This is a genomic window from Dorea ammoniilytica, from assembly GCF_025567415.1.
GTDB classification, from domain to species: Bacteria; Bacillota; Clostridia; order Lachnospirales; family Lachnospiraceae; genus Claveliimonas; species Claveliimonas ammoniilytica.
Genome location: NZ_JAOQJV010000002.1, coordinates 230,868 through 253,803, shown reverse-complemented (window position 1 = coordinate 253,803; position 22,936 = coordinate 230,868). Strand labels below are relative to the sequence as shown.

At 42.7% G+C, this 22,936-nt stretch carries 26 protein-coding genes and 1 pseudogene; 2 read left to right on the top strand and 25 right to left on the bottom strand.

Going from position 1 to position 22,936, the window contains the following annotated elements; translation table 11 throughout:
* Nucleotides 1-16: 16 nt before the first annotated feature.
* The 4 genes from OCV65_RS03470 to OCV65_RS03455 are packed head-to-tail and all read right to left on the bottom strand — an operon-like array spanning nt 17 to nt 3,082.
* Nucleotides 17-841, bottom strand: coding sequence for an energy-coupling factor transporter transmembrane component T family protein (locus OCV65_RS03470; RefSeq protein WP_118382530.1), 825 nt, complete (start codon nt 839-841; stop codon nt 17-19).
* The gene (locus tag OCV65_RS03465; RefSeq protein WP_262580949.1) at nt 834-1,685 is read right to left on the bottom strand and encodes an energy-coupling factor transporter ATPase; all 852 of its coding nucleotides are present in this window, start codon (nt 1,683-1,685) and stop codon (nt 834-836) included. The genes OCV65_RS03470 and OCV65_RS03465 overlap by 8 nt, the downstream gene beginning before the upstream one ends.
* Nucleotides 1,670-2,515, bottom strand: a complete 846-nt coding sequence (locus tag OCV65_RS03460; RefSeq protein WP_416810573.1) for an energy-coupling factor transporter ATPase — start codon at nt 2,513-2,515, stop codon at nt 1,670-1,672. Before OCV65_RS03460 ends, OCV65_RS03465 begins: the two co-directional genes overlap by 16 nt.
* A gap of 48 nt (nt 2,516-2,563) precedes the next feature.
* Complete coding sequence (locus OCV65_RS03455) at nt 2,564-3,082, bottom strand: peptidylprolyl isomerase (RefSeq protein WP_262580947.1); 519 nt, start codon at nt 3,080-3,082, stop codon at nt 2,564-2,566.
* 244 nt (nt 3,083-3,326) lie between these two features.
* Here OCV65_RS03455 and OCV65_RS03450 point away from each other — a divergent pair, with 244 nt between their 5' ends.
* Nucleotides 3,327-3,989: a phosphatase PAP2 family protein gene (locus OCV65_RS03450; RefSeq protein WP_262580946.1), complete on the top strand. Its 663-nt coding sequence runs from the start codon at nt 3,327-3,329 to the stop codon at nt 3,987-3,989.
* Nucleotides 3,990-4,056: 67 nt separating this feature from the next.
* Here OCV65_RS03450 and proC read toward each other — a convergent pair whose 3' ends face one another.
* The 5 genes and pseudogenes from proC to mutY form a co-directional block, all read right to left on the bottom strand.
* Nucleotides 4,057-4,851, bottom strand: a complete 795-nt coding sequence (gene proC / locus OCV65_RS03445; RefSeq protein ID WP_262580945.1) for a pyrroline-5-carboxylate reductase — start codon at nt 4,849-4,851, stop codon at nt 4,057-4,059.
* Nucleotides 4,852-4,972: 121 nt separating this feature from the next.
* On the bottom strand, nt 4,973-5,794 hold the full coding sequence (locus OCV65_RS03440; protein WP_262580944.1) for a glycerophosphodiester phosphodiesterase: 822 nt from the start codon (nt 5,792-5,794) through the stop codon (nt 4,973-4,975).
* A gap of 18 nt (nt 5,795-5,812) precedes the next feature.
* Nucleotides 5,813-6,736, bottom strand: a complete 924-nt coding sequence (locus OCV65_RS03435) for a diacylglycerol/lipid kinase family protein (RefSeq protein ID WP_262580943.1) — start codon at nt 6,734-6,736, stop codon at nt 5,813-5,815.
* 30 nt (nt 6,737-6,766) lie between these two features.
* A complete protein-coding gene (locus OCV65_RS03430; RefSeq protein ID WP_118452255.1) occupies nt 6,767-7,405 on the bottom strand; it encodes a GntR family transcriptional regulator in 639 nt (212 codons plus the stop codon).
* An 11-nt stretch (nt 7,406-7,416) separates the two neighbouring features.
* Nucleotides 7,417-8,532, bottom strand: a pseudogene (gene mutY, locus OCV65_RS03425) (A/G-specific adenine glycosylase); the annotation flags it as partial.
* A gap of 175 nt (nt 8,533-8,707) precedes the next feature.
* Here mutY and OCV65_RS03420 point away from each other — a divergent pair.
* Nucleotides 8,708-9,859, top strand: a complete 1,152-nt coding sequence (locus tag OCV65_RS03420; protein ID WP_262580942.1) for a double-cubane-cluster-containing anaerobic reductase — start codon at nt 8,708-8,710, stop codon at nt 9,857-9,859.
* A 66-nt stretch (nt 9,860-9,925) separates the two neighbouring features.
* Here the strand turns inward: OCV65_RS03420 and OCV65_RS03415 are convergent, their stop codons facing one another.
* The 16 genes from OCV65_RS03415 to map all read right to left on the bottom strand — a co-directional run bounded on the left by OCV65_RS03415 (nt 9,926) and on the right by map (nt 22,936).
* Complete coding sequence (locus tag OCV65_RS03415; RefSeq protein WP_262580941.1) at nt 9,926-10,729, bottom strand: transporter substrate-binding domain-containing protein; 804 nt, start codon at nt 10,727-10,729, stop codon at nt 9,926-9,928.
* Between the two features lie 107 nt (nt 10,730-10,836).
* Nucleotides 10,837-11,559, bottom strand: a complete 723-nt coding sequence (locus tag OCV65_RS03410) for an amino acid ABC transporter ATP-binding protein (protein ID WP_118382521.1) — start codon at nt 11,557-11,559, stop codon at nt 10,837-10,839.
* Between the two features lie 13 nt (nt 11,560-11,572).
* Nucleotides 11,573-12,262, bottom strand: coding sequence for an amino acid ABC transporter permease (locus OCV65_RS03405; protein ID WP_243061130.1), 690 nt, complete (start codon nt 12,260-12,262; stop codon nt 11,573-11,575).
* Nucleotides 12,263-12,449: 187 nt separating this feature from the next.
* Complete coding sequence (locus OCV65_RS03400) at nt 12,450-13,277, bottom strand: undecaprenyl-diphosphate phosphatase (RefSeq protein ID WP_262580940.1); 828 nt, start codon at nt 13,275-13,277, stop codon at nt 12,450-12,452.
* A 32-nt stretch (nt 13,278-13,309) separates the two neighbouring features.
* Nucleotides 13,310-14,146 carry a Cof-type HAD-IIB family hydrolase gene (locus OCV65_RS03395; protein ID WP_317258762.1) on the bottom strand — a complete coding sequence of 279 codons (837 nt, stop codon included), beginning with the start codon at nt 14,144-14,146 and terminating at the stop codon, nt 13,310-13,312.
* Nucleotides 14,127-14,717 carry a hypothetical protein gene (locus OCV65_RS03390; RefSeq protein WP_262580939.1) on the bottom strand — a complete coding sequence of 197 codons (591 nt, stop codon included), beginning with the start codon at nt 14,715-14,717 and terminating at the stop codon, nt 14,127-14,129. Before OCV65_RS03390 ends, OCV65_RS03395 begins: the two co-directional genes overlap by 20 nt.
* 154 nt (nt 14,718-14,871) lie before the next feature.
* Nucleotides 14,872-17,493, bottom strand: a complete 2,622-nt coding sequence (adhE, locus tag OCV65_RS03385; protein WP_262580938.1) for a bifunctional acetaldehyde-CoA/alcohol dehydrogenase — start codon at nt 17,491-17,493, stop codon at nt 14,872-14,874.
* A gap of 413 nt (nt 17,494-17,906) precedes the next feature.
* Nucleotides 17,907-18,443: a bL17 family ribosomal protein gene (locus tag OCV65_RS03380; RefSeq protein ID WP_118382517.1), complete on the bottom strand. Its 537-nt coding sequence runs from the start codon at nt 18,441-18,443 to the stop codon at nt 17,907-17,909.
* 119 nt (nt 18,444-18,562) lie between these two features.
* Nucleotides 18,563-19,522 carry a DNA-directed RNA polymerase subunit alpha gene (locus OCV65_RS03375; RefSeq protein ID WP_118382516.1) on the bottom strand — a complete coding sequence of 320 codons (960 nt, stop codon included), beginning with the start codon at nt 19,520-19,522 and terminating at the stop codon, nt 18,563-18,565.
* A gap of 39 nt (nt 19,523-19,561) precedes the next feature.
* Nucleotides 19,562-20,155, bottom strand: coding sequence for a 30S ribosomal protein S4 (gene rpsD, locus OCV65_RS03370; protein WP_118382515.1), 594 nt, complete (start codon nt 20,153-20,155; stop codon nt 19,562-19,564).
* A gap of 53 nt (nt 20,156-20,208) precedes the next feature.
* Nucleotides 20,209-20,604: a 30S ribosomal protein S11 gene (rpsK, locus tag OCV65_RS03365; protein ID WP_118382514.1), complete on the bottom strand. Its 396-nt coding sequence runs from the start codon at nt 20,602-20,604 to the stop codon at nt 20,209-20,211.
* Between the two features lie 28 nt (nt 20,605-20,632).
* Nucleotides 20,633-21,001, bottom strand: a complete 369-nt coding sequence (gene rpsM / locus OCV65_RS03360; RefSeq protein ID WP_262580936.1) for a 30S ribosomal protein S13 — start codon at nt 20,999-21,001, stop codon at nt 20,633-20,635.
* A 415-nt stretch (nt 21,002-21,416) separates the two neighbouring features.
* Nucleotides 21,417-21,530, bottom strand: coding sequence for a 50S ribosomal protein L36 (gene rpmJ, locus OCV65_RS03355; RefSeq protein WP_005339020.1), 114 nt, complete (start codon nt 21,528-21,530; stop codon nt 21,417-21,419).
* A 139-nt stretch (nt 21,531-21,669) separates the two neighbouring features.
* Complete coding sequence (gene infA, locus OCV65_RS03350; protein ID WP_004607275.1) at nt 21,670-21,888, bottom strand: translation initiation factor IF-1; 219 nt, start codon at nt 21,886-21,888, stop codon at nt 21,670-21,672.
* A 13-nt stretch (nt 21,889-21,901) separates the two neighbouring features.
* The gene (locus tag OCV65_RS03345) at nt 21,902-22,150 is read right to left on the bottom strand and encodes a KOW domain-containing RNA-binding protein (protein WP_118452188.1); all 249 of its coding nucleotides are present in this window, start codon (nt 22,148-22,150) and stop codon (nt 21,902-21,904) included.
* A gap of 21 nt (nt 22,151-22,171) precedes the next feature.
* Nucleotides 22,172-22,936: a type I methionyl aminopeptidase gene (gene map / locus OCV65_RS03340; RefSeq protein ID WP_262580935.1), complete on the bottom strand. Its 765-nt coding sequence runs from the start codon at nt 22,934-22,936 to the stop codon at nt 22,172-22,174.

Genomic DNA, 22,936 nt, shown 5'->3' with positions numbered 1-22,936 from the left:
TTCTCTCCCAGATCATTTAGAAAATCCATACATGGAAAGGAACACATCTTCCTATTATTACAACTGCTGCCACATAAAAGATCACCAGTACATACGCTGTACGGTCAACTCCAGTATAATGAAGAGGCTTCATCTTGGTACGTCCGTCACCACCTCTGTAACATCTCGCTTCCATTGCCATGGCCAGATCGTTGGCTCTTCGGAATGCAGATACGAATAACGGCACCAGGATCGGCACCATGCTCTTTGCCTTCTGGATCATATTACCACTTTCCAGATCTGCACCTCTGGCAATCTGCGCTTTCATAATCTTATCTGTCTCTTCCAGCAGAATCGGGATAAAGCGCAGCGCGATCGACATGATCATTGCAATCTCGTGCACTGGCACATGAATCTTATTCAATGGCTTCAACAGACTCTCAATGCCGTCTGTCAGTTCATTCGGTGTCGTAGTAAACGTCATCAATGAAGACCCTGTGATCAGATACACCAGGCGGATTGCCATCAGGATTGCTGTACGCAAACCACCTTCTGTAATTGTAAAAATCCACGCATGGAACAGCACGTCTCCTTCCCTCGTAAGGAAAAGGTTAAACAACAACGTGATTAACAGTAACATCATAATCGGCTTCATACCCCGCATGATATAGCGGAATGGCACTTTTGACAGCTTTATAATGGCTATCAGGAATACTGTCGTCACAAGATATCCCAGAATGTTCTTAAATAAGAATAACGAAATCAAATACAACAGTGTTGCCACCAGCTTTACTCTCGGATCCAGACGGTGCAGTACACTTTTCGCCGGATAGTATTGTCCAATGGTAATATCTCTAATCATGAGCCATCACCTCCATAATACTGTCTGCGGCTTCTTCGATCGTAGTCGCCTCTGTATTCACATTCAAGCCATGTGCTTTCAGTTCATGCATGATATAAGTCACCTGTGGCGCTGCAAGTCCGACCTCTTCCAGTTCTTTATAGTGCGCAAATACTTTTTTCGGCACATCGTTATACATCACTTCGCCCTGGTTCATTACAATAATGCGATCTGCATATTTTGCAATATCGTCCATACTATGGGACACCAGAATAACCGTCAGATTTCTTTTCTTATGAAGATATGCAATCTGATCCAAAATCTCATCACGACCTTTCGGATCAAGTCCTGCGGTCGGCTCATCCAAGATCAGCACCTGCGGTTCCATGGCAAGTACGCCTGCGATTGCCACTCTCCGCTTCTGTCCGCCGGACAGTTCAAACGGCGATGCATCATAGTACTTTTCCTTTAAGCCTACAAGCTTCAGTGCCTCTCTGGCTCTCTTCTCGCATTCTTCCTTAGAAAGCCCCTGGTTCTTCGGTCCAAAGCATACATCCGACAGCACATCCACCTCAAACAGCTGATGCTCCGGATACTGAAATACCAGTCCCACCTGATTGCGAAGCGCTTTCATATTATAACCGTCTTCGTAAATATTCTCTCCGTTATAGTACAATGCTCCACTCGTAGCCCTGATCAGACCATTCAGATGTTGGATCAGCGTAGACTTACCGGATCCCGTATGTCCGATCACACCTACAAATTCCCCATGCGGAATCTCCAGGCAGATATCTTTGAGTGCCTGTTTCTCATACGCCGTACCTTCACTATATACATAATTCAAATGTTCTATTTTAATCGACATATCGCTTCTACCAATTCTTCTTTCCTCAAAATCCCGGCTGGAATATCCAGTCCGCGTTTTTTCAATTCATCTGCAAGTATGGTCACCTGTGGCACATCCAGCCGATACTTTTTCAATGTATCCACCTGCGAAAATATCTCCCGCGGTGTTCCTTCCATTACCACATGTCCGTGATCCATGACAAATACTTTATCTGCATCAATCACTTCTTCCATATAATGCGTAATCAGTATTACCGTAACCTTCTCTTTTTTGCGCAGTTCCTCTACAGTACGAAGGACTTCCTTTCGTCCGTTCGGATCCAGCATCGCAGTCGGTTCATCCAGCACGATGCATCTCGGCTTCATGGCAATGACTCCCGCAATCGCTACACGCTGCTTCTGACCGCCGGACAGCTTATTCGGCGAATGATGTCTGTAGCTGATCATTCCGACTGCTTTCAGGCTGTCCTCCACGCGTTTCCAGATCTCATCCGTCGGCACACCCAAATTCTCTGGTCCGAATCCCACATCTTCTTCTACCACCGTCCCGATGATCTGGTTATCCGGATTCTGAAATACCATCCCCGCTGACTGCCTTACATTCCACAGTTCATTTGGATCACTGGTATTCGTTCCATCTACCCACACTGTACCTTCTGTCGGCACCAGAATCGCATTCAGGTGTTTCGCCAGCGTCGATTTTCCGGAGCCATTATGCCCTAACACAGCAATAAACTGCCCCTCTTCCACTTCCAGATTCACCTGATCAATAGCGCGGTAGTTACCGATCACATTGCCTTCTTCGTCTCTCTTTGCATATTCAAATATCAGGTCATCGGTCTGAACCATTTTCTTCATAATAGTTTCAGCCTCCTTCTCTTTATTCACGTAACAGTCTTATGCCTTCTCCGGCTCCGGATACTCAGTCCCCTGTGTATCTATTGTTACTTTTTTCATTTTCTGCTCCTGAAGCGGACGATCTCTGAAATCTGTCTGTACTGTTGCAATCTTATCCACAATATCCATACCTTCAATAATCTTACCAAATGCTGCATACTGTCCGTCAAGATGCGGCGAGTTCTTATGCATGATAAAGAACTGGGAACCTGCTGAATCCGGATGCATAGCTCGTGCCATAGACAACACCCCCTCTGTGTGAAGCAGGTCGTTCTTCACGCCATTCTGAGAAAACTCGCCCTTGATCTGGTATCCCGGGCCACCCATACCGGTTCCGTCCGGGCATCCGCCCTGAATCATAAATCCATTAATGACACGGTGAAAGATCAATCCATCATAGAATCCTTTCTTTACCAATGAGATAAAGTTATTGACCGTATTCGGTGCAATCTCCGGATACAGTTCTGCTTTCATAATATCGCCATTTTCCATTTCAAAAGTTACGATTGGATTTGCCATTTTATATACCTCGCTTTTTTATTTCTTTATTTCTATCCATATCGGATCACATATTGAATCAATTGTAACACGTCACTTATGCAAAATCAACGCAAAGGATACGGAGTTCTTACACCTGTCCTGTTTCAAAAGATTTTATTAATTCCTTGTAAAGTCGGTTGTTGATTCAATTTTTTCGTGTTATAATCCTATGAGTTTGAAATATATTAATCTTATACCATACACATCGAAAGGGTGTATTTTCATGAAGAAGTTAAAAGAACTGTTTAAAAAATATAATCATGTGTGGGTACTGTTGTATGCACTGATCTACATGCCATGGTTCACATATCTGGAACGCCATGTGACTGCTGATTTTTATCTGATCCATTCACCACTGGACGATTATATACCATTTGTGGAGTATTTTATCGTTCCTTATCTGCTATGGTTCGTATATCTTGCAGCCGGTGCATGTTTTCTTTTTTTCAAGGACAAAAAAGGGTTCTTGCAGGCAGCCAGATTTGCAATCAGCGGTATGACCATTTTTCTGATCATCTGTACAATATTTCCAAATGGCCTGGCATTACGCCCAACCATCTTTGTTCACGATAATGTATTTGTTGATCTTGTAAAGATTGTCTACTCTACAGACACACCGACCAATGTATTGCCAAGCATGCATGTATTCCTCTCCGTAGGTATGTGCATGGCATTGAACCGTACGCCGGCACTAAAGGATAAACACGGCATCCGAATTGCCGCCGGAATCCTCTCATTTATCATTGTGCTTTCTACCATGTTTCTGAAGCAGCATTCAGTAACAGATGTAGCAGCCGCTCTGGTAATGGATGGGATTTTATATCAGCTGGTCTATGCCAGGCAGACCAGACAGGCACGCAAGCTGATGCATGAACCTGTCATTTAAGTATAACGAAAGAACCTCAGGCCACATCCTGAGGTTCTTAATTTTTCTGAATTCCTTAATCTTCTATTTACAGACTTCTCGACTTCTCTGCACATGTCTGAACAGCGTCAATGATTGTTCCTCTGAATCCACACTCTTCCAGCACACGTACTGCATCAATTGTAGTACCTGCCGGTGAGCATACCATATCTTTCAACTCTCCCGGGTGCTTTCCTGTATCAAGTACCATCTTAGCACTTCCCAATACAGCCTGTGCTGCAAACTTATATGCCTGCGCTCTCGGCATACCATCTAATACAGCCGCGTCTGCCATCGCTTCGATAAACATGAATACGTAGGCCGGCGAACTTCCGCTTACTGCTGTAACAGTATCCATCAACTTCTCCGGTACGATCTCTACCAGACCGAAACTTGAAAGCAGTGTTTTCACATATTCGATTTCTTCTTCTGTCATATGCTCATTCGGACATGCAGCAGTCATACCTTCACCAACCATAGCCGGTGTATTCGGCATACAGCGTACGATCTTAACATCTTTACCAAACTGCTCAGCAAGCCATGAAAGTGTTTTACCAGGTGCAATTGTGATCACAATCTGATCCGGTCTGATCTTATCTTTAATACCAGAGATAACATCTGCGTAGAACTGCGGTTTTACTGACAGAAGTACTACATCAGCCTTCTCTACTACTTCGTTGTTATCTGCGGTTACATGAATTCCAAATTTCTCTTTTACACGTTCTCTACCAGGGGCAAACAGGTCAGCTCCAATAATCTCATCTGCCGGAATAACTCCTTTTGAAATGATTCCTCCCATAATTGCTGAAGCCATATTACCAGTTCCAATAAACCCTAATTTCATGACGTTACCTCCTTAATATTTGAGAAAAGTTGTATTGTATACAAATCTATATTTTGTATACAACTCGTTTTCTATAATATAACACCGTGCTAATTGCATGTCAATACTATGGTAGTAACTTTTAATAATTTTCTCCGCTTTTTTCAAAAATGTACATATCATACTTCGCTTTTCCCTGCCGAAGTGCCTGTTCCGTTCGAAGTGTCCACACTGCTACCGGAATTCTCCAGAGCCATCTGCATAATAGAACACTGCAATTCGGAAGATCCTTTAATTTGTAAGAAATAAAATCTGGTCTTCCAATCACATTCAGCATCAGATATTTTACCAGAAACCGGAGTATGTATGGATCATTCAATGGATCTGCAGTAAGGTTGGACGAAAGCTGACCTCGCAGTATCGCCGGTGCATATTTGCGATACCATTGTAACCCTAATGTATTGAATGACTGCACCAGATATTTTCCATGGTATGTCTTCAGAATATCATATGATGCCTCACAGACCCTCAGATCCCGTCCCGGTATCTTAAGTTCAACCAGAAGTGGTGCCCTGCCATCCACATATTCCAACACTTCCTGTAATTCCGGGATCCTCTCTGTCGTATTCAGCAGATGAAACTTCTGTAACTCTTCCAATGTATAATCTTCTACCTTGCCATGTTCTCCGCACATCCGCTCCAGTGTATCATCATGAAATACCACCACTTTTCCATCTCTGGTAATATGTATATCCAGTTCTATACCATAGCCATGAGCGACTGCTGCCCGAAATGCGGCCATTGAATTTTCCGGAATCAGTTTTTCCTTATTGTGATATCCCCGATGTGCAAACATCGTGCGCCGATATACTGCCATTTCTGTATTCCGGTTCTCTGGTCGGATCAACAGCAGATACAATACACCAAGTAATAACACCACGAGAAAAATATATCCTGCTGCCATTTTCTGCGCCTCCTCAAATTATCCAACAATAAGTCTGATCTTGTCCAGTTCTAATGCTGCTGTCATTTTCCGCTGCAGAAATACCGGTTCTCCATCTGTATGTACCGGCAATGCCTGCTCGCTGTCAATCTCAACTTTTTTACAGGTATATGTATCGATGCCCCTGAAGCGGATATGCCATCCTTTAAATGCAGTTGGAAGCAGGCACAGCACCTTCCATTTCGGCAAACCAGATATCACCGTCACATTCAGGATATCATCACACGGATCTGCATCCGGGCAAAACTTAAATCCTCCACCTTCGAACGGATGATTCATCGCTGTCGCGAAATAAGCTCTGTCGTATTCAATCCATTCTCCATCATCCAGACGGACCCGCATCTTACCCGGTCGCAATGCAATCATACGGGAAAGAGCAATTCCAAGATAGGTAAGCTTACCAAGATGAATCTTATTTAAGAATACCTTCATCTTAGAAATGACCGCCTGATGGCATACAGCCGCGTCAAATCCGATTCCTGTGCTGACCGCATACCGTCTGGACTTTTCACCATTTTTATAAGACATGATTCCCACATTCATATCCACTATTTTCTTAGGATGCAATATCCGTGTCAGACATTCCGCAGGTTCTGCTGCCATCTTAAAATATCTGGCAAAATCATTGCTGGAACCCATCGGAATATATCCCATCGTCACCTTAGACAATTCGGTAATTCCATTCAGCACTTCATTTACCGTACCGTCACCGCCAAGTACCACAATGGTGTGTTCTTCCCCATCTGTGGTAATCTCTTCCGCAATCCGGCTTGCATGTCTCTGGTATTTAGTAAAATGTACCCGATACTCTGCCTTCTGCTCTTTCAGAAGTTGCTCGAGTTCTTTCCAGATCCTGCCGCCAAGCCCTGATCTGGCATTCGGATTCACTATAAAATCGTACATAGCTTTATCTCCTTCGTATCACGACCGCTATCATTTTGACATAGCAGTCGTTCTTCCTGTACCAAAATGATCATCCTTCAATATCTTTACTGCATGTTCATAATCTCCCTGACGCATATACTCCACAAGATCCTTCAAATGGTCATTCGTCTGCTGGATCTCCATGCCATTCTTGACCGAATGCACACCCATACGAGTAAGCTCCGACAGATTATTATGATAAATCCGATCGATCCGCTCATTTTCATAGATACTTACAATTTCCATATGAAATGCAATATCCGCAATCTCCCATGCAAATGGATCGGATGCTACCGCACACATGCGCACTACCTTTTCCTCGATACGGTAAGAGAATTCTTCATATTTTTCTGAATCAAAAATCAGCTTAAACGCCGGAAGCTCTATCAATTCTCTTAACTGATAAATCTGATTAATATCCTCTTCGGTAATCTCTTTGACCGTCATAGATTTATAATAATCAGTCACAATAAGTCCATCTGTCTGCAGCATGCGAAGCGCGGTACGTACCGGACTCCGGCTCATCCCCAGTTCCTCTGCGAGCTTCGCCTCAGTCAAAGGCATGCCCGGCGGATACGTCAGGTTCAATATATTCTGTTTGATCGTCTCATATGCCTGATCGGCAAGTGACTTTGCTTTTCCACTCATAGCTGCTCCTCTCATATCACATACTTCATATATTTTTCAAATGCTGACGGAATCGGATAACGTTGCTGGATCTCTTCCGGATGTGCAAATATCATATCCTCTGTACAGGATTCTTCCAGCTCATCCACCTGGATCTGATACCCGATCATATGCCACTCCACATGGCTGAATACATGCTTTGCTTCGCCTGCCTCCTTTACGCGGACCGGCGTCAGCCCAATCTTTTTACTATATTCTATCGCTTCTTCCATCGTCAGGTGTCCATCCACCCCCGGAAGTTCATATAAGCCTGCCAACAGTCCTTTTGCCGGACGTTTGCGGATACCTCTGGTCTCTCCATCCCGGAAGATCAATATCGTTCTCTTCTCAATCCGTCTGGCTGCCGCCTTCTTCTTCACAGGGAGTTCCATCTCGATGCCCTTTTTATATGCCACACAGAACTCCTTTGCCGGACATTCCTGACACTTTGGTTCGCCATTTGGCACACAGACGATTGCCCCAATTTCAATCAGTCCCTGATTAAAATCACTGGATGCGTCTGCCGGGATCACCTGTTCCAGGAGCGTCTCCATCCGTTTTCTGACACTCTGCTTCATAATATCACGATCACTCCCGGTAATTCTCGAAATCACCCGGAGCACATTACCATCCACCGCAGGTTTTGCCAGTCCAAATGCAAACGAACTGATCGCCCCTGCTGTATAGCTTCCAATACCGGTCAGATTCAGAATCTCTTCATATGTCTGCGGAAACTCGCCGCCGTAATCTACCATGATCTGCGTTGCCGCTTTCTGCATATTGCGGACACGATTATAATATCCAAGCCCTTCCCACAGTTTCAATAACTGATCTTCCTCTGCTCCTGCCAGTGCCTTCACATCCGGTAACGCCTCCAGAAACCTCTGATAATAAGACTTCACAGCCTCCACACGGGTCTGCTGCAGCATGATCTCCGACACCCACACGCGGTAAGCATCCGGATGATCCCGCCACGGGAGCTCCCGCTTATTAGCACGAAACCATGTCACTACAGGCTCCGGTAATTGCTTTAATATCTGTAATTCTTCCTGTATATTCTCATAAATCATAAATCTATCCTGCTTTTCTATATCTCCGTATTTAAGTATAACATTTTATTCCATACTAAAAAAGTCTTTCTGTACTTATAGATAATCTAAATATATCCTCACATTCATTATATTTTCAAATGACTAATCCTTCGATTTTCCCCTTGTTTCATTGTCGTTTATTTTCATTAGTGATAAAATATAGGTAATGATTAAACGCAAAAGGAGATACATTATGGAATTAATTAAAGATTTGCCAGAAGTATTTGAAGAATTTGCCGAACAGCGTAAGAATTCATTTCTGGCATTAAAGAAGATCAAAGATCAGGGCACACCGGTAGTCGGTGCATACTGTACTTACTTTCCAAGAGAGATCGCCATGGCTATGGGAGCTGTCACTGTCGGCTTATGCTCTACATCTGATGAGACAATCCCGGATGCAGAGAAAGATCTGCCAAAGAATTTATGTCCATTGATCAAATCCAGCTACGGATTCGCAGTAACAGACAAATGTCCTTTCTTCTACTTCTCCGATGTAGTAGTCGGTGAGACCACCTGTGATGGTAAGAAGAAGATGTACGAGTATATGTCTGACTTCAAGAACGTCTACATTATGGAACTGCCGAACACACAGAACGAAGCAGCCCAGAAGTTATGGAAAAGTGAGATCATCCGTTTTAAGGAATATCTGGAAGAGCATTTTGAGACAACGATCACAGACGCAGCTGTTAAAGAAGCGATCAAAGAAGAGAACGCTGTTCGTACCGCTCTTAAGAATCTGTACGGTGTAATGAAATACGATCCGGCACCGATCAAGGGATACGATCTGTGGAAAGTATTATACGGAAGCGGATTCAAATTTGACCGCAAAGCGATTCCTGCAGAGATCAATGCTCTGGTAGATAAGATTGAAAAAGAATACGCAGAAGGCAAGATGGAAGAAAAGAAACCTCGTATCCTGATCACAGGGTGTCCGATCGGAGGCGCTCCGGAAAAGGTTATCCGCGCTATCGAAGACAACGGCGGTATCGTAGTTGCTTATGAGAACTGCTCCGGTGCCAAATCTACTGCCGAATTAGTAGACGAAGAGAACCCTGACGTATACGACGCAATTGCCAAGAGATACCTGAACATCGGATGTTCCGTGATGACTCCGAACCCGAACCGTCTGAAACTGCTCGATGAGCTGATCGACGAGTTCCACGTAGATGGCGTCGTAGAGATGACTCTGCAGGCATGCCATACCTACAATGTAGAGACACTTGCAATCCGCAGATTTGTTAACGAGAAGAAAGGTATTCCATATATCCATGTAGAGACTGATTACTCTCAGGCCGATATCGGACAGTTGAATACACGACTGACTGCATTCCTTGAAATGCTGTAACATAATATCAAAATCCCGCACATCACTCTGTGACGTGCGGGATTTTACATTTCTTTTTAAATCAGATTATTCAGCGTCTGCGTCTGTATATTTTGCAGCATACTCTGAAACTTTTCCATCGCTGATCAGTTTCTCGATTGCTGTATTGATCTTATCCAGAAGTTCTGTATTGCCTTTCTGAACAGCAATAGCATATTCCTCAGAATCAAATGCATCGTTATCTTCTACAATCTTAAGACCATCATTGTCAGCAACATACTTCTGAGCTGTAGCAGAGTCGATAACAACAACATCACACTTGTCATTTACAAGCTCCATGATTGCTTCTGTACCTTTTTTGAATGCTTCGTAATCATAGCCAAGATCCTTTACACAAGTCTCACCTGTGTATCCCTGGATAACACAGATCTTCTTTCCTTCCATATCAGATGCTTTTGTAATGTCAGAATCGTCTTTTACTACCATTACCTGAGTAGCTGTATAATATGGTGTAGAGAAATCAACTGCTTCCGCTCTTTCATCTGTTACAGTCATACCGGCAATAACAGCATCAACCTGTCCATTCTGAAGAGCAACGATCAGTGAATCGAATTCCATGTTCTCAATCTGAGCTTCCATTCCATTCTCTTCAGCAATATCTTTTGCGATTGCGATATCAATACCATCAAACTCTCCGATCACACCATCCTGTGTTACATACTCAAATGGTGGGAACTCTGCGTTTGTACCAAATTTGATTGTGTCTTTTGAATCTGTAGATTCTGTCTTTTCATCACTTTTCTTACTGTCGCTGCTTCCGCATGCAACAAGCATTGCAGCCATCATTGCAACGGTAAGAATAACAGAAAGCATTTTTGTCATCTTTTTCATAATTCTTTCTCCTTTTCCTTCCTCACAAGTAGTTACTTGCATTTTACACAGATCAACATGTTAATCCGTTACCTCTATATCATGCAAACACTGTTTGCAAAATACCATTATAATACTTTACTCAAGAACAGCTTTGTTCTCTCATTTTTCGGATTCGTAAACACTTCTTCCGGTGTTCCGTTCTCCATGATGATACCCTGATCCATAAAAATCACACGTGATGCAACTTCTCTGGCAAATCCCATCTCATGAGTTACAATAACCATTGTCATACCAGATTCTGCCAGATCTTTCATTACATCAAGAACCTCTCCGACCATCTCAGGGTCAAGTGCGGAAGTCGGCTCATCAAAAAGCATGATCTCCGGATTCATTGCCAGTGCTCTCGCGATTGCTACGCGCTGCTTCTGTCCGCCGGATAATTGTACCGGATATGCCTCCGCTTTTTCTTCCAGACCAACTCTCTTTAACAGTTCCATTGCTTTTTCTTTCGCCTGATCTTTTGTCATTTTCTTCAACATAACCGGCGCAAGCGTAATATTCTCCAGAATCGTAAGGTGTGGGAACAGATTAAACTGCTGAAATACCATTCCCATTTTCTGACGAACTTTATTTACATCACATTTCGGATCTGTGATCAATTCATCATCTACGTAAATCTCGCCTTCTGTAGCTGTCTCAAGCTGATTCAGGCAACGGAGAAAAGTACTTTTTCCCGAACCGGATGGTCCAATGACTACAACAACTTCTCCTGGTCTGATATGCTCATCAATTCCTTTTAATACTTCTAATTCATCAAATTTTTTATGCAGATTCTTTACTTTTATCATCTCACAGCCCCCCTTATCTTATGTCTGATTTTCTCAACTTGTTCTCAAATACGCCAAGTATCAATGTAAGAACCTTAATCAGAACATAGTAAATGATTGCTGTACCGATCAACGGCATAAATGCCTCATACGTAGCACTCTTAATGAAATCTCCTGCTTTCTGAATATCCATCAGTCCAACGTAACCGACAATTGCAGTCTCTTTGATAAGTACAATAAATTCATTACAAAGTGCCGGGAAAATATTCTTCAATGCCTGCGGGATTACGATTCTTGTCATCGTCTGATAAGCATTTAATCCCAATGATCTTCCCGCCTCCGTCTGTCCTTTATCTATAGAAAGGATTCCGGCACGGATGATTTCCGACACATACGCACCCGAGTTAATACCAAATGCAATCGCTGCAATAATCCATTTTTCAATATCAACGGTCGCAAAAATTACAAAGTAAATGATCATCAGCTGTGTAACTGAAGGTGTGCCTCGAATAATATCTGTATATATCTTACCGATCGCTCTGAGGAATTTGTTCTTAGACAAATTACAGAGTGCAATCAGAAAACCAATCAAAATTCCAAGGATAACCGCTACGATTGACACTTTAATCGTCACACCAATACCACTGATCAGAAGTTTATACCTATCTTCTCTGATAAAGCAGCGCGCAAATGTATCTGCCATATCCGCCGTCCAACTATTCATAAATAACCGCCTCTCTCTTCATAACCTTATGATTATGCAATTTTTATTCCTGCTTATTCCACGCTATGCGTTATATTTTAGCACGTTCACGCCAAATTGCAACTGTATTTTTATACATTTAAAGGGGTATTTTTATGCAAAACTAATTTATTTCGTACAAAAATGCCCCTTAATCTCTTCTTTTATATTATCCCATGATCACCTGGAAGATCGACACGATCAGAATCAATACTCCAAGCGCAATACGATAATATCCAAATACCTTAAAATCATGCTGTTTAATATATCCCATCAGAAACTTGATAGCAAATATAGATACCCCAAATGATACAATACATCCAAGCATCAGGAAACCGAACTCTGCCGCTGAAAATGCAAATCCAAATTTCAACAGCTTCAGAAGGCTTGCTCCGAACATAACCGGAATCGCAAGGAAAAATGTAAATTCCGCCGCTGTCTCTCTGGATACTCCGATCAGCAGCGCTCCTACGATTGTCGCACCGGATCTTGAAGTTCCCGGAATCAATGCAAGCATCTGGAACACACCGATCCACAACAGCATCTTCAGTGTAAGCTGTGAAATCCTGGTAACCTTTGGCTGCTTTCCTCTGTGCTTATCTTCTATTATAATAAACAACACACCATATACGATCAGCATGATTGCAACCGGCACCGGTTTATAAAAAATCGCATCCAGATAATCATTAAACAATAAGCCCACAATCGCTGCCGGAACTGACGCGATCGCCACTTTAATCCACATCTGCCAGGTCAACATCTTCTGACGTTCGGATTTTCTTGGTGAAAACGGATTCAATTTGTGGAAATAGAGCACCACAACAGCCATGATCGCACCAAGTTGGATCACTACGTCAAACATTTCCATAAACGCATCACTGAGTCCCGGCTTCAATACGCTGCCGACCAGAATCAGATGGCCGGTACTGCTGACCGGAAGCCATTCGGTGATTCCTTCTACGATACCCAGGATCACAACTTTAATAAAATCTAACATATCTGCCTCCTTTTATTCACATCTGCCAGATACTACCTCAATACAAATTTTTCAATTGCTTTTGCAACGCCATGCTCATCATTGGTCACAGTGATATAGTCTGCTGCTTCTTTGATCTCATCAATACCATTCTCCATAGCCACACCAAAACCGACTCTGCGAATCATATCCATATCATTAGAACCATCACCAAATGCCATGATCTCATCCTTCTTAATACCAAGGATCTCTCCCAGCTTCAAAAGCGCGATACCCTTCTGTGCATCTTCCCCGTTCGCTTCAATATTATTGCCTAACGCACTGGTAACGGCCGCTCCCTGAACCTTCTCTTTTACTTCTTTCATTGCCAGATCTCTTGTTTCTGTATCGCGAAACAGTGCCTGCAGCTTATCCACTGCCATCTTTTTCTCATGGAACATAGCTTCCACATCCGGCACCCGGCGTCTGGTAGTACGCATATATTCAATCATCGGCTTAATCGGCATATATTCCTCAATACGCTCTACCATATCCGCAGTTGCATAACCGAATCCCTCATAATACACTTCCCTGTATGTATCGTATTTTGCAAAGATCTCCAGCAATTCCTTACCTTTTTCATATGGAAGCAATGCTTCATGCAGAACTTTATCCTCCTGCACGTCTACTACTCTGGCACCGTTAGCTGTGACTGCATATCGGATGCCAGGAAGTGCCATAACTGGCTTTGGTATACCGGTCAGCGGTCTTCCCGTCGCCGGAAGAATGATCACGCCCTGCTCAACAGCTTCCCTCATGACGTCCCGTGTATAATCACTGATCTCCTTATTACTGTTTAACAGCGTTCCATCCAGGTCAAAACCGATCATCTTAATGTTTCGTTTCATCATAAGTCAATAATTCCTTCCCGTCTCGCGTAAATAAATACATATCTGTATTGATTTTGTTCGTCCCCATTGTATATGCCTGTTCCGCATGTGTTTTCATCGTTTCTATTGCTTTTGGCTGAGACAGCGGTGCAAACAACACCGTATCTGTACGTGGTGCCATAATCAGCAGATCGTCCTGCAATTTCTCCGCGCATACATTCCAGATATGCTGGAAGCACAGGGAACTTGCCTCATGCTTACCATCTGCCAGAATTGAAAATGCTCCATACATGGTATTACCGATTACAAATTCCACGTCCCGCACCAAATTCTCGCATGCCTGATGATATAATGCCGGTATATCACATTCCGGCGGAAGCATATTATCTTTAATGACTTCATATGTTTCTTCGCCTCTCTTTATGACAAACAGGATCTTCAAAGCACCTACAAATTCAATTAATGGTGTATCTTTCTCGGATATATTCTTACCATTCAATGTCTCAGGCAGTGATAATGTGCTTGACACCCACGGATAAATCTGCTCCTTAATATTATTATACAGATAATGTTCTTCTTCGTATTTCTTCATAACTGGCTCCTTTGCCATAATATTTTTATTTAACATTTCCACTATACCAAAAAAACACGAAGAAAGCAATAAATCCACGCATCCGTATAAATATCTTAATAAATATACAATGCGTGAATCTATTGCTTTATTTTGTTATGATGCTGTAAATTGATTAACCTTCGTAGTATGCTTTCAGGTACATTGCTTTAATCTCTTTAAACAGAGGATATCTTGGGTTAGCACCTGTACACTGGTCATTGAATGCATTCTCTACCATTTCATCCAATGTAGCGAGGAAATCTTCTTCCTTAACACCGTAATCTTTAATTGTTCTCTTGATTCCAACTTTTGCCTTCAAGTCTGCGATTGCTTTGATGAAGTTCTCAAATACTTCATCATCATTCTTTCCTGTTACTCCGCAGAATCTTCCAAATTCAGCATATCTCTCTTTAGCCTTCGGATATGGATACTGAGAGAATGTTCCCATCTTAGCCGGTGCCGGATCTGCATTAAAGCGCATTACATGTTCAATCAGCAATGCATTAGCAATACCGTGTGGCAGGTGGTGATATGCACCAAGCTTGTGTGCCATAGAGTGGCATACTCCCAGGAATGCATTGGCAAATGCCATACCAGCCATTGTAGATGCATTAGCCATTCCTTCTCTTGCGATCGGATCAGCAGCGCCCTTCTCATATGCATCTGGCAAATATGTGAAGATGTTCTTACCAGCTTTGAGAGCCAGACCATCTGTATAATCAGTAGCCATGATAGATACATATGCTTCCAGAGCATGTGTCAGGGCATCGATACCTGACGCACTGGTCAGTCCCTTCGGCTGAGTCATCATGAAGTCTGTATCTACGATTGCCATGTTCGGCAGAAGCTCGTAGTCAGCGATCGGCCATTTTGTACCTGTGTCTGCATCTGTGATGATTGCAAACGGTGTAACCTCAGAACCTGTACCTGATGAAGTAGGAATTGCTACCAACATAGCTTTCTCGCCCATCTTCGGGAATGTGTATACTCTCTTACGGATATCCATGAAGTCCATAGCCAGATCTTCAAAGTTGCACTCCGGATGCTCGTACATCAGCCACATGATCTTCGCTGCATCCATTGCTGAACCACCACCAAGTGCAATGATCACATCTGGTCCAAATGCTTTCAGCTGATCCAGACCTTTTCTTGCGATCTGCAATGTCGGGTCTGGTGCTACCTCATAGAAGCATGCGTGCTGGATACCCATTTTATCAAGCTTATCTGTGATCGGAGATGTCATTCCGCTGCTGAACAGGAATCCGTCAGTTACGATAAATGCCTTCGTCTTGTTATAGTAATTCTTCAGCTCATCCAGCGCAACCGGCAGGCATCCTTTCTTAAAGTATACTTTCTGAGGTGTTCTGAACCACAGCATATTCTCTCTCCTTTCAGCAACCGTCTTAACATTTAACAGATGTTTTACTCCTACGTTCTCTGATACAGAGTTACCGCCGTAAGAACCACAGCCCAGAGTCAGAGATGGAGCTAATCCAAAGTTGTAAAGGTCACCGATACCACCCTGTGAAGAAGGTGTATTTACCAAAATACGACAGGTCTTCATGCGATCTGCATGTTCTGCCATTTTTTCTTTTTCACTTACATTTATATAAAGGGAAGATGTATGTCCGTATCCACCATCAGCAACAAGCTGTTCTGCCATCTGAAGCGCGGTTTCAAAATCTTTTGCTTTATAAAGAGCAAGTACAGGAGATAATTTCTCATGTGCGAATGGCTCTTCTACGTTAACAGAAGTTACTTCACCGATCAGGATCTTCGTATCTTCCGGAACTTCAAATCCAGCCAGCTTAGCGATCTCTGCCGCAGGCTGTCCTACGATCTTAGGATTAACGCTTCCTGCAGGTGTCAGGATAATCTCACGAACCATATCCAGTTCTTTCTTGTTCAGTACATGGCATCCTCTCTTAATGAATTCTTTCTTCACATCATCATAAATGTCAGCCAGTGCTGTAACAGACTGTTCAGATGCACAGATCATGCCATTGTCAAATGTCTTAGAATGGATAACTGAGTACACTGCTGTCTGAATATCACAGCTTGAGTCCATGATAACAGGTGTATTACCAGGTCCAACACCGATGGCCGGTTTTCCTGAAGAGTAAGCTGCCTTTACCATTCCAGGACCTCCTGTTGCAAGAATTACATCTGCGTTAGCCATGATCAGCCCAGACATCTCAACCGTAGGTTCTTCCAGACATTCTACAATGCCTTCCGGTGCTCCTGCCTTAACAGCTGCTTCATATACCAGCATTGCGGCTGCTCTCGTAGATTTCTTAGCACGTGGATGTGGACTGATGATAATCGCATTTCTTGTTTTTAATGCAATAAGTGTTTTAAAAATTGCTGTTGATGTCGGGTTTGTTGTAGGAATAATAGCTCCAACCAGACCAACCGGCTCTGCAATCTTCTTAATTCCGTATGAGTTATCTTCTTCAATCACACCACAGGTTTTGGTTCTCTTATACTGATTGTATGTATATTCTGCTGCGTAATGATTCTTGATAACCTTATCTTCTACGATTCCCATTCCTGTCTCTTTGGCTGCCATCTTTGCCAGTGGAATACGTGCCTTATTAGCTGCCATAGCCGCCTCGAAAAAAATCTTATCTACCTGCTCCTGTGTGTATGTAGCAAATATCTTCTGGGCCTCTTTCATCTTGGCCATCTTCTGCTCCAACCATTCAGCGGTATTTACCTCTGGTTCTGCCACTGCCTGTTTTACTTCTTTTGCCATAACTATATCCTCCCTTGTGTAGAAATCGTCTTGCTTTAACTGTCTCCAAGTATATCCCTCCGTTAATTAATTGTCAATTAAAAGTGATATATTTTTAACGAATTTGTGAATATATTCAAACATTTATAACATTTCAAGATTTCATTGTGAGTTTTTCACAAAATGCATGGAGAGAAATACTATAGTATTTTTATATAGCAAAAACTTATTTGATAACTCATCATTATTGTGTGTACAATTAAATCACTTACTATTTCTAATACAGATAATTTTTTGTTATATTTATAACATTCATAAGCTATTTTCCTAACCCTGCAGAATACCTTTTTATCTGATATTTAAGCACAATACACAAAGAAAACGCACCCTGATTTCTCAGAGTGCGTCTATATGCTTTCTGTTCTATATCGTTATTATACAAGCTCAAGAAGAACTTCCATAGCTGCGTCACCTTTACGGAGACCAATCTTAACGATTCTTGTGTAACCACCGTTACGATTCTCATACTTAGGTGCAATCTCGTCAAACAGCTTAGCTACGAGATCAACTTCCTTAGTATTTTTCTTTCTTCCAGCTCCCTGTGCAGGAACTTCTGTTACAGGGTAGAGAACTTTAAGCATTTCTCTTCTGGCATGCAGTCTTGAAGGCATATCTTTCTTGATTGTCTTCTCAACTTCGTCGTATACAGTTACTTTCTTACCGTCTACAACTTCTTTAACTCTCTTACCATCTTTGTCTTTACGAGCAACTTTAGCCTTAACAGTTACTTCTTCGTAATTGTCTTTTTCTCTAACAGCCATAGCGATCAGACCTTCAGCAACTTTGCGGATCTCTTTTGCTTTCGCTTCTGTTGTAACGATCTTACCGTTGTTCAGAAGTGCTGTTACCTGGTTTCTGATTAATGCTTTTCTCTGGCTTGATGTTCTGCCGAGCTTTCTATACTTTGCCATCTCTTATTTCCTCCATTTTGACACTTGGTTATGCATTCATCGGGCTTACTAGCCAAATGCGATATCACGCTCTTTGGTCTTACTGATACCTTGGTTTATATTTACGTAAGGGCGGAATTCTATTCCTCTCCCTGGCTGAGTTCGAGACCCAACTCTTTTAACTTTGCTAATACTTCTTCCAGAGACTTGCGACCAAGGTTACGTACCTTCATCATGTCTTCTGGTGTTCTGTTTGTAAGTTCCTCTACTGTATTGATTCCCGCTCTCTTCAGGCAGTTGTAAGAACGAACAGACAACTCAAGTTCATCAATGCTCATCTCAAGCACTTTTTCCTTCTCATCGTCTTCTTTTTCGATCATTACTTCTGCAGACTGAGCTACCTCAGACAGGTCTACAAACAGTTTCAGATGCTCACTTAATACCTTTGCTGCCAAACTTACAGCCTCATCCGGAAGCAGAGTTCCGTTTGTCCAAACATCTAATGTCAGTTTGTCAAAGTCTGTAATCTGACCAACACGTGTATTCTCCACAGTAAGGTTAACGCGCTCTACCGGTGTATAGATAGAATCAATCGGAATCACTGCGATTGGCAGGTCCTCTGTCTTATTCTTATCTGCACTCACATATCCACGACCCTTTGTAATGGTAAGTTCCATATACAGCTTGCTGTCAGCTCCACCATTCAATGTAGCAATAACAGTCTCAGGATTCATGATCTCAATGTCTGAATCCACCTGGATATCTGCGCCTGTTACCACACCTTCACCTTCGAACTCAATGTAAGCAGTCTTTGGTTCGTCAGTTTCTGATGTGTTCTTGATCGCCAGTGATTTCAGGTTCATAACGATCTCTGTAACATCTTCTTTTACACCCGGGATGGAACTGAACTCATGCAGTACTCCATCAATCTTAATCTGGCTGATTGCAGCACCAGGAAGTGAAGAAAGCATGATCCTTCTGAGAGAATTTCCAAGTGTTGTACCATATCCTCTTTCCAAAGGCTCTACAACAAATCTTCCATATCTCTTGTCATCTGAAATCTCGGTTATCTCGATATTTGGTTTATTAAAATCAAACACTATATAGTCCCTCCTTGTGGGATGAATACCTAAATCTTATTATTTAGAATACAACTCGACGATCAGCATCTCGTCAACCGGAACATCAATCTCATCACGAGTAGGAAGTTCCTTAACTGTAGCTTTCAGGTTCTCCTGATCTGCTTCAATCCATCCTGGAACGAGACGTCCTGCTGTTACCTCAAGGATATCTTTGTATCTCTGAGATCCTTTGCATTTCTCTTTGATTTCGATCACATCACCGGCTTTTACAAGGTAAGATGGGATGTTTACCTGCTTACCATTCACTGTAACATGCTTGTGGTCAACGATCTGACGAGCCTCACGACGTGTTCTAGCAAGACCCATACGGAATACTACGTTATCAAGTCTGCTCTCAAGCAGGATCATCAGGTTAGGACCTGTCATACCCGGCTGACGCTGAGCTTTCTCGAAATAGTTTCTGAAAGGTTTCTCAAGTACGCCGTAGATGAACTTAGCTTTCTGTTTCTCACGCAGCTGAAGACCGTACTCGCTCATTTTTCTATTAGATCTCTTTAACTGTCTGTTAGACTTTTTATCAATTCCCAAATATACCGGATCCATTCCGAGGGAACGGCATCTCTTAAGAACCGGAACTCTATTTACTGCCATGTTCTATATATCCTCCTAATTATTTCGCCAATTTATGGTTATCAATGTTTCGACTAGACTCTTCTGCGCTTCGGCGGACGGCATCCGTTGTGCGGTACCGGTGTTACGTCTCTGATGCTTGTTACATCAATTCCGCATGCCTGAAGTGCTCTGATTGCTGCTTCTCTTCCTGAACCAGGTCCCTTTACAAATACGTCTACTGTCTTCAAACCATGAATTAATGCTGCCTTAGCTGCTGTCTCAGCTGCCATCTGTGCTGCATATGGAGTAGATTTCCTTGAACCTTTAAATCCAAGACCACCAGCACTTGCCCATGAAAGAGCATTACCCTGTGCATCTGTTAATGTAACAATTGTGTTGTTGAAAGATGACTGGATATGTGCCTGTCCGTGTTCAACGTTTTTCTTGACACGTTTTTTTGTCACTTTTTTTGTAACTTTCTTTGCCATAATAAAACTAACCTACACTTTCCTTAACTTATTTTTTCTTATTAGCTACTGTTCTCTTAGGACCTTTTCTTGTTCTTGCATTGGTCTTTGTCTTCTGACCACGAACCGGAAGTCCTTTTCTGTGACGGATACCTCTGTAGCATCCGATCTCCTGTAATCTCTTGATGTTCAGAGCGATCTCTCTACGAAGATCACCTTCTACAACCTGAGTTTCATCGATTACTGCACTGATCTTCTTAACGTCTTCGTCTGTCAGATCTCTGCAGCGAATGTCAGGATCAACTCCTGCTTCTGTCAAAATACGAGTTGCACTTGTTCTACCGATTCCGTAGATATAAGTCAATCCGATCTCAACACGTTTGTCTCTTGGTAAGTCTACACCTGCAATACGAGCCATGTGATTTTTCCTCCATTTTTCCTTGTTGTTTTGGTTGTCGAAATGCACATCTCGCCTCCGCTTTGCTGCGGCTCGATGATGGGCTGGCGCCCTATTTCGTCCTCGAATTCTGCCGTTTTGCAAGCAAGCTTGCAACGTCAGTCTTCCTCGGACTCAGCATTTCTCCCTGTTGTTTCATATTGTCTTTAATAGGGGAACTCCTGGTTCCCAGGCGTGTTCGGTATCACGCCCTTTCCGGCCACCGGTCTTGTCCCGGTAATGACGAGCCGGCATTAGAAGCAATATACGAGGACTTCACCGGCTTTGGTGCTTCCTTGTATATTAAATAGCTTACACGCCGCCTGGCGTATCTGCTATCAGCCGCCTAATTCACTCCAAAATTCATAAATGCATCTCAAATAATAGTGTTCAATGCCTATCCCTGACGCTGTTTATGCTTTGGATTTTCGCAAATAATACGAACGCTTCCTTTTCTTTTGATTACTTTGCACTTTTCGCAAATTGGTTTTACTGATGATCTAACCTTCACGGGGATCCTCCTTTCATCCATTGCTTTGCCTTTAGTTTCTTTGCTTTGTGTGCCTTTAAAATTGCATAACGAAATAAAAGCACCCAAAAACGTGCTTACATATTATAGCATCACTAATATTACTACGTCAATACTTTTTTTATTTATCTCTCCAGATAATTCTTCCCTTAGATAAATCGTACGGTGACAATTCAAGTGTTACCTTATCTCCCGGAAGAATCTTGATAAAGTTCATTCTCAGTTTACCACTGATGTGTGCGAGAACCTGGTGTCCATTCTCAAGTTCTACCTGAAACATCGCATTTGGAAGTTTCTCTACAACTGTTCCTTCAATTTCAATTACGTCAGCCTTTGACATATCTTATATCCTCCTAATTCTCTTCCCTGTTATATTCTTTCAATATCCGTTTGATCTGAACATCATTCATTGTCTCGATCGGATATTCCCGGTTAATGATCTGCAAATGTTTGAACTTCTTTTTCTTCGGATTGGCAAGTGTCCGGATCCTGCCATCACAGACCAGCACATATGCGTCCGCGCTTTCTACTATTATATATACCTTTCCGGTATCGTGTCCGGCTTTTGACCTTACCAACATTCCTTTTCTATATCTGTCCATATATTCCTCGCTTCTTCCGCACTACGGTGTATCTTCCGTCAAGGACAGAATGCGTGGTTCACCGTCTGTGATTAATATGGTATTTTCATAATGCGCTGACAGGCTGCGATCTCTGGTCACTACTGTCCAGTCATCATCCATCCAGTCAACTTCCCAGCTTCCGGCATTGATCATCGGCTCAACTGCCAGCGTCATACCGGCTTTCAGAAGCACACCTTTACGATTCATCTCGTAATTCGGAATCTCAGGTGCTTCGTGAAGTGCTGTCCCGATTCCATGTCCGCACAGATCTCTTACTACCCCATAGCCTCGTTCTTCAGCATATCTGCCAATAGCTCCGGAGATATCAAATAAATGATTGCCTTCTTTCGCATATTTTATGCCTTCAAAAAAGCTTTCTCTGGTAACTCTGATCAAATCCTCGGCTTCTTTACTGACCTCGCCCACTGCGTGAGTTCTGGCAGCATCAGAATGGTAGCCTTTGTAAATGACTCCTGCATCCAGGCTGACTATATCGCCCTCTTTGATAATACGGTCAGCTGACGGTATTCCATGGACGACCTCTTCATTCAATGATACACAGATAGATGCCGGATAGCCATTATAATTAAGGAAAGAAGGGATACATCCGTATCCCCTTATAATCTCCTCACCCAATCGGTCAATATCCAGGGTACTCATTCCAGGGTGCAATGCCTTACCAAGTTCCTGATGTACCTGACTCAGGATACGTCCTGCTTCAGCCATCAGTTCAATTTCTCTAGGTGATTTTACGGTAATCGGCAT

Excerpts from the sequence above, each read along its gene's own strand:
- OCV65_RS03470 (WP_118382530.1), bottom strand. The coding sequence starts at position 841 with ATGATTAGAGATATTACCATTGGACAATACTATCCGGCGAAAAGTGTA.
- OCV65_RS03465 (WP_262580949.1), bottom strand. The coding sequence starts at position 1,685 with ATGTCGATTAAAATAGAACATTTGAATTATGTATATAGTGAAGGTACG.
- OCV65_RS03460 (WP_416810573.1), bottom strand. The coding sequence starts at position 2,515 with ATGGTTCAGACCGATGACCTGATATTTGAATATGCAAAGAGAGACGAA.
- OCV65_RS03455 (WP_262580947.1), bottom strand. The coding sequence starts at position 3,082 with ATGGCAAATCCAATCGTAACTTTTGAAATGGAAAATGGCGATATTATG.
- OCV65_RS03450 (WP_262580946.1), top strand. The coding sequence starts at position 3,327 with ATGAAGAAGTTAAAAGAACTGTTTAAAAAATATAATCATGTGTGGGTA.
- proC (WP_262580945.1), bottom strand. The coding sequence starts at position 4,851 with ATGAAATTAGGGTTTATTGGAACTGGTAATATGGCTTCAGCAATTATG.
- OCV65_RS03440 (WP_262580944.1), bottom strand. The coding sequence starts at position 5,794 with ATGGCAGCAGGATATATTTTTCTCGTGGTGTTATTACTTGGTGTATTG.
- OCV65_RS03435 (WP_262580943.1), bottom strand. The coding sequence starts at position 6,736 with ATGTACGATTTTATAGTGAATCCGAATGCCAGATCAGGGCTTGGCGGC.
- OCV65_RS03430 (WP_118452255.1), bottom strand. The coding sequence starts at position 7,405 with ATGAGTGGAAAAGCAAAGTCACTTGCCGATCAGGCATATGAGACGATC.
- OCV65_RS03420 (WP_262580942.1), top strand. The coding sequence starts at position 8,708 with ATGGAATTAATTAAAGATTTGCCAGAAGTATTTGAAGAATTTGCCGAA.
- OCV65_RS03415 (WP_262580941.1), bottom strand. The coding sequence starts at position 10,729 with ATGAAAAAGATGACAAAAATGCTTTCTGTTATTCTTACCGTTGCAATG.
- OCV65_RS03410 (WP_118382521.1), bottom strand. The coding sequence starts at position 11,559 with ATGATAAAAGTAAAGAATCTGCATAAAAAATTTGATGAATTAGAAGTA.
- OCV65_RS03405 (WP_243061130.1), bottom strand. The coding sequence starts at position 12,262 with ATGAATAGTTGGACGGCGGATATGGCAGATACATTTGCGCGCTGCTTT.
- OCV65_RS03400 (WP_262580940.1), bottom strand. The coding sequence starts at position 13,277 with ATGTTAGATTTTATTAAAGTTGTGATCCTGGGTATCGTAGAAGGAATC.
- OCV65_RS03395 (WP_317258762.1), bottom strand. The coding sequence starts at position 14,146 with ATGATGAAACGAAACATTAAGATGATCGGTTTTGACCTGGATGGAACG.
- OCV65_RS03390 (WP_262580939.1), bottom strand. The coding sequence starts at position 14,717 with ATGAAGAAATACGAAGAAGAACATTATCTGTATAATAATATTAAGGAG.
- adhE (WP_262580938.1), bottom strand. The coding sequence starts at position 17,493 with ATGGCAAAAGAAGTAAAACAGGCAGTGGCAGAACCAGAGGTAAATACC.
- OCV65_RS03380 (WP_118382517.1), bottom strand. The coding sequence starts at position 18,443 with ATGGCAAAGTATAGAAAGCTCGGCAGAACATCAAGCCAGAGAAAAGCA.
- rpsD (WP_118382515.1), bottom strand. The coding sequence starts at position 20,155 with ATGGCAGTAAATAGAGTTCCGGTTCTTAAGAGATGCCGTTCCCTCGGA.
- rpsK (WP_118382514.1), bottom strand. The coding sequence starts at position 20,604 with ATGGCAAAGAAAGTTACAAAAAAAGTGACAAAAAAACGTGTCAAGAAA.
- rpsM (WP_262580936.1), bottom strand. The coding sequence starts at position 21,001 with ATGGCTCGTATTGCAGGTGTAGACTTACCAAGAGACAAACGTGTTGAG.
- infA (WP_004607275.1), bottom strand. The coding sequence starts at position 21,888 with ATGTCAAAGGCTGACGTAATTGAAATTGAAGGAACAGTTGTAGAGAAA.
- OCV65_RS03345 (WP_118452188.1), bottom strand. The coding sequence starts at position 22,150 with ATGGACAGATATAGAAAAGGAATGTTGGTAAGGTCAAAAGCCGGACAC.
- map (WP_262580935.1), bottom strand. The coding sequence starts at position 22,936 with ATGCCGATTACCGTAAAATCACCTAGAGAAATTGAACTGATGGCTGAA.